Origin of the sequence: Mesorhizobium sp. M7A.F.Ca.ET.027.03.2.1 (genome assembly GCF_003999175.1) — a bacterium.
In the GTDB taxonomy this organism is placed as follows: domain Bacteria; phylum Pseudomonadota; class Alphaproteobacteria; order Rhizobiales; family Rhizobiaceae; genus Mesorhizobium.
In genome coordinates this window covers 1-5,092 of record NZ_RZOM01000390.1, presented here as the reverse complement: position 1 = coordinate 5,092, position 5,092 = coordinate 1, and the positions used below count along the sequence as shown (strand labels likewise).

Sequence of the window (5,092 nt, the reverse complement as noted above, 5' to 3'; positions counted from 1 at the left end):
CGGCTGCGCGGCGGAGAGCTTGGAGACGAGATTCTGATCGCCGATTTCTCGGTCAACGCCACGCGGCGTCTCGGCCTCGCCGAAGGCGGAGCGCTAACGGTGGAACTGCCCGCCGACCGACTGCTTGTCTTCCCGCAAGGAGAGCGCCATGGCGGCGGCAACTGATATCCTGATGCCGTCCGGTCGGGCGCTCCGACAGTCGCTCGACAAGGACGAGTTGATCAAGCGCGGCCTGCTGGTCGTCATCTCGTTCTATCTGGTCCTGTCGCTGGCAGCCCCGCTCTACGTGATGCTGTCGAAATCGTTCTCGACCTACAGCTTCGATCTTGGCGCGTTCGAATTCCAGGTCAGCGACAAGCTCGGCAATTTCGGCGAGCCAGTGACGGCCGCCGCTCTGAACGAGAAACTCGCCGCGGTCCCGCCAGAAAAGCTTGCGACCAGTTCCGATGGTCGGTTGCCGGCCACCAGCTTCTTTCCGGATTTCAGTTTCCGCAGCCCGGTCAAATACAAGGTCCGCGGCACGACCGATGACGCTTATTTCCTGATCGGCACGCAACTCCACCGCGGCACCGAATGGCAGGAAGTCGATTCGAACACCTTTCGGCGCATTATGCTGAGGCCCGCGCGCGAGCTTGGGTTGGACAACTACACAACCTACTTCTCGACGCCAACGCTGTTCCGCTCGATCCAGAACTCCTTCCTGATCGCGCTGATCAGCACCATCATCACGGTCGGCATAGCCTTCGGCTTCGCCTACGCTTTGAACCGAAGCAAGATGCGCTTCAAGGGCCTATTCAGGCTCATCGCCATGGCTCCCATCCTGGTGCCGTCGCTACTGCCCGGCATCGCCCTCATCTATCTGTTCGGCAACCAGGGCCTGTTGAAAAGCCTGCTTGGCGGTATATCGATCTATGGTCCGTTGGGGATTGTCGTCGGCTCGATATTCTTCACCTTTCCCCATGCTCTGACCATTATCTCGACGGCACTGGCGATCTCCGACCAGCGCCAATATGAAGCCGCCGCTTCGCTGCGCGCCAGCAAGTGGCGGACGTTCTGGGTCGTTACCATTCCGGGCGCGCGCTACGGTTTGATCTCCGCGGCGTTTGTCGTGTTTACGCTCGTCATCACCGATTTCGGCTTGCCGAAGGTCATCGGCGGCCAGTTCAACGTGCTCGCCGTCGATATCTACAAGCAAGTGATTGGTCAGCAGAATTTCGAGATGGGGGCGGTGGTCTCGGTCATCTTGCTGATCCCGGCCATCGCCGCCTTCGTCGTCGACCGCCTGGTCCAGCGCAGGCAGGTTTCGCTCCTGTCGGCCCGCTCGGTGCCTTACGAGGCAAAACCCAATCGCCGCTTCGACCTGGTCTGTCTGGCTTATTGCAGCCTGGTCGCGTTGTTCATCGCCGGCATCATCGGCATTTGCCAGTACGCCGCGCTGGTCAAGTTCTGGCCCTACGACCTCAGTCTCAGCCTGAAAAATTTCGCGTTCGGTCGCATGGATGGCGGGGGCTGGGCTTCTTACTACAACTCGATCACGCTCTCATTGCTGACCGCTGTGTTTGGAACCGTCATCGTCTTCGTCGGCGCTTACATCGTCGAAAAGACCGAAGGCTTCAGGACCGGACGGGCAGCCTTCCACTTCCTCGCCATGCTGCCGATGGCGGTGCCGGGGCTTGTGCTTGGCCTGGCCTATATTTTCTTCTTCAACAATCCGGCCAATCCGCTGCACGCGATCTACGGCACAATGGCGATCCTGGTCGTCTGCACCGTGACGCACTTTTACACGGTCGGTCATTTGACGGCCCTGACGGCGCTGAAGCAGATCGATCGTGAGTTCGAGCCGGTCGCGGCCTCGCTGAAGCAGCCTTTCTATCGCCTGTTCACGCGGGTGACAGTGCCGATCTGTCTGCCGGCAATCCTTGACATCTCGATCTATCTTTTCGTCAACGCCATGACGACGGTTTCCGCGGTGGTCTTCATCTATACAACACACACGGCGCTCGCCTCGGTTGCAGTGCTCAACATGGACGACGCTGGCGACACCGCGCCTGCTGCTGCCATGGGCATGATGATCTTCTACACCAACGCATTCGCGCGGATCATTCACTTGGCTGTTTCGAAAGGTATCCTTAAAAGAACTCAGGGTTGGCGGGTACGATAATGAAATGCTCTAGGACTTTCCCAAGTCTCAGCCCTGCGTCGGCCTGCGTTCGACGATGTAGATGTGGTCGGCCGCCAGCACCACTTCGCCGCGCTGGTTGATCACCTCGCAGCGTTCGATCACCCGTCCCGACCCCGGCCTCTTCGGGTCGTCTTCCCTGGCCGTAATTGTGGTACGCGTCCGGATCGTGTCGCCGATGAACACCGGCTTGATGAAGCGCAACCGGTCGTAGCCGTAGGAAAAGGCGACAGGGTTGATGACGGTTGCCGTCAGCCCGATGCCGACCGAGAACACCAGCGTGCCGTGCGCGATGCGCTGGCCGAATGGCGTCGTCTTCATGAACTCGGCGTCCATGTGGTGCGGGAAGAAATCGCCGGTGTGGCCGGCATGGACGATGAAGTCCGTCTCGGTGATGGTGCGGCCGCTGGTCAGGCGCGACGCGCCAATCTCATAGTCTTCGAAATACTGGATCTGTTCCATCAGGGTCTTTCCGCAATCGGCGTCGCCGGTGCCGCACTCGACTGATACGCCGCCTCGACCAGCGCCATCGTGCTCCAGGCATCCTCGACCGGACTGATCAGCATGGCATCTTCTCCGGTGGCAAAACGCTGGACATTGGCCATGCGGCCGACGAAGGCGTCTGGAAACCACTCGCCGGCCAAGGGCACCGCGACCCAGTCCGTTCCACCCTTGGGGTAAATCTCCAGCACATCCGGTTCACCTGTGGGATAATCGAGGTTGAGACCCAGCTTGAGATAGGCGGCACCTTCTGTGCCGCAGATGCGGAACTCGCAGGCCTGGTGCCGGCGGCCGAACTTATGGTCGTGGTTGATCGACAGCGCGCAGCGCACGGTGTCGCCATAGTCGAGAATGGCGCTGGTGCGCGTCTGCGCCACGGCATGGTTGGGATGGCCGAGCGTCTTGGCGTGCACACCCTTGGGGTCGCCGAGCAATTGCCTGATCAGGTCGAGATAGTGGATCGAATGCATGGCGATCTCGACGCGCCGCGCCTTGAGCAGGAATTCCCAAAGCTGCCATGGTGTCGCCAGCGCCAGCCAGGCGTCGAAGTCGACGATCTCGCCGAGCCAGCCCTTGCCGATAGCACCCTTGAGCGCCAGCATCATCGGCGCGAAGCGCAATTGGAAGTTCACCGCTGCGTGCAGCTTCCGGGCGCGGCAGATCTCGAGGATCGCGGTCGCCTCGGCAAGATTGCTGCCCATCGGCTTCTGGATCAGCGCCACCGCGCCATCAGGCAAGGACTTCAGCACATCGGCATGACGCGACGGCGGGGTGGCAAGATCGAAGATCGCGCCCTCGACGGCAGCAGCTTCTTCGACCGAGCCAAAGGCCGTCACGCCCCATTGGCCGGCCAGCTTTTCAGCCCTGGGATGATCAGGATCATACAGCCCGGCTACTGGAAAGCCGGCCTTCCTGTAGGCCGGGAAATGCGCGTCGCCGACGATCGATCCGGCGCCGAAAGTGACGATCGGCCGGGGTTTTGAGGGTTTTGGCCAGGATTGAACGAGCAAGGCAGGGTCGAAACCGCCTTCAATCATGATGGAAGACCTCGTCCATCTCGGCCCACCACTCGCCCTCTTTGCGCGTCGCCAGCGGCTCCTGGCATGGCATGCAGACCGCCCACCATTCCTGCGTCTTCGGATCGGCCGCCATCTTCGCCATGTCGGCTTCGTAGTCGCTGCCGTGATATTCGAAAGTGCTGAACAGCAGGTTCTCCGGCCGCTTCAGGTAGATCGAATAATTCTTGATGTTGCAGGCGGAGATCATGGCCAGCACGTCGGGCCAGACGGCGGCATGGAGGCGGACATACTCATCGACCTTTTCCGGTTTCAGCCCCAGAATCATCCCCATCCGCTGCATATCAGTCTCCTATTTCGTGATCGCCGTGGTGAATTCGGCGATGCTCATGGCCTTGACCGCGTCCCAGTCCCAGTCGATGCCGATGCCCGGTTCGTCGGGCGCCAGCGCCTGGCCATCCTCGATGCGGAGGCGCTTGCCGGTCAACTGGTCGAGTTGCGGAATGTACTCGACATATCGGCCGTTCTGAACAGCGCAGGTCAGGCTGACATGAAGTTCCATCAGGAAATGCGGGCAGACCGGAATGTCGAAGGCCTCCGCCGCGTGCGCGATCTTGAGCCAGGGCGTGATGCCGCCGATGCGGCCGACATCGACCTGCACGATCGAGCAGGCGCCTTTCTGCATGTATTCGCGAAAATGGCGAATGGAGTAGAGCGACTCGCCGATCGCGATCGGCGTCGGCGTCGAGTTCGACAACCGCACATGCCCGTCAATGTCGTCGGCCGGCAGCGGCTCCTCGATCCAGGCAAGGTCGAGTTCGCGCAACCTCGCGGCGCGCCGGATCGCCTCGTCGACCGAAAAACCCTGATTGGCGTCGGTCATGATCTCATAGCCGTCGCCGACCGCCTTGCGCACCGCCGACAGGCGGGCAAGATCCTCCGACCCGTGCGGCCTGCCGATTTTCACTTTCGAGCCGCGAAAGCCCTTCGCCTTGGCGGCTAGCGCATCGTCAACCAGCGCCTGCGTCTCGATGTGCAGCCAACCGCCTTCGGTCGTGTAGAGCGGGCAGCGATCCTTGGCACCGCCGGCCAGTTTCCACAGCGGCAGGTTCTGTTTCTTGGCCCGCAGATCCCATAGTGCCGTGTCGATCGCCGCGATCGCTATTGCGGTGATCGCGCCAATCGTGGTGGCATGCGTGGCGAATTCGAGATCGTGCCAGATCGCCTCGATCATGTCGGGGTCGCGGCCGATCAGGCGCGGCACCAGATGGTCGGACAACAGCCGCATCACCGACGAGCCGCCGGTGCCGATCGTGTAGCTGTAGCCGGTGCCGACCGCGCCGTCGGAATCGGTGATGGTGACGATCGGCGTTTCCTGGCTGACGAAGCTCTGGAT

General features: G+C 61.4%; 5 protein-coding genes. 1 reads left to right on the top strand and 4 read right to left on the bottom strand.

Annotated features, from left to right (window positions below; genetic code table 11):
* The first annotated feature begins 148 nt into the window (after nt 1-148).
* Nucleotides 149-2,161, top strand: a complete 2,013-nt coding sequence (locus EN750_RS17820; protein ID WP_127397197.1) for a putative 2-aminoethylphosphonate ABC transporter permease subunit — start codon at nt 149-151, stop codon at nt 2,159-2,161.
* Nucleotides 2,162-2,188: 27 nt separating this feature from the next.
* On the opposite strand, the gene EN750_RS17815 is transcribed toward EN750_RS17820, so the two are convergent.
* The 4 genes from EN750_RS17815 to EN750_RS17800 form a co-directional block, all read right to left on the bottom strand.
* Complete coding sequence (locus EN750_RS17815; RefSeq protein WP_164781743.1) at nt 2,189-2,644, bottom strand: MaoC/PaaZ C-terminal domain-containing protein; 456 nt, start codon at nt 2,642-2,644, stop codon at nt 2,189-2,191.
* Complete coding sequence (locus EN750_RS17810; protein WP_189526280.1) at nt 2,641-3,714, bottom strand: Gfo/Idh/MocA family oxidoreductase; 1,074 nt, start codon at nt 3,712-3,714, stop codon at nt 2,641-2,643. Before EN750_RS17810 ends, EN750_RS17815 begins: the two co-directional genes overlap by 4 nt.
* On the bottom strand, nt 3,710-4,039 hold the full coding sequence (locus EN750_RS17805; protein WP_127397195.1) for an L-rhamnose mutarotase: 330 nt from the start codon (nt 4,037-4,039) through the stop codon (nt 3,710-3,712). Before EN750_RS17805 ends, EN750_RS17810 begins: the two co-directional genes overlap by 5 nt.
* A gap of 9 nt (nt 4,040-4,048) precedes the next feature.
* Nucleotides 4,049-5,092 (bottom strand): mandelate racemase/muconate lactonizing enzyme family protein (locus EN750_RS17800; RefSeq protein WP_145967747.1); only part of this gene is annotated, 1,044 nt, incomplete at its 5' end.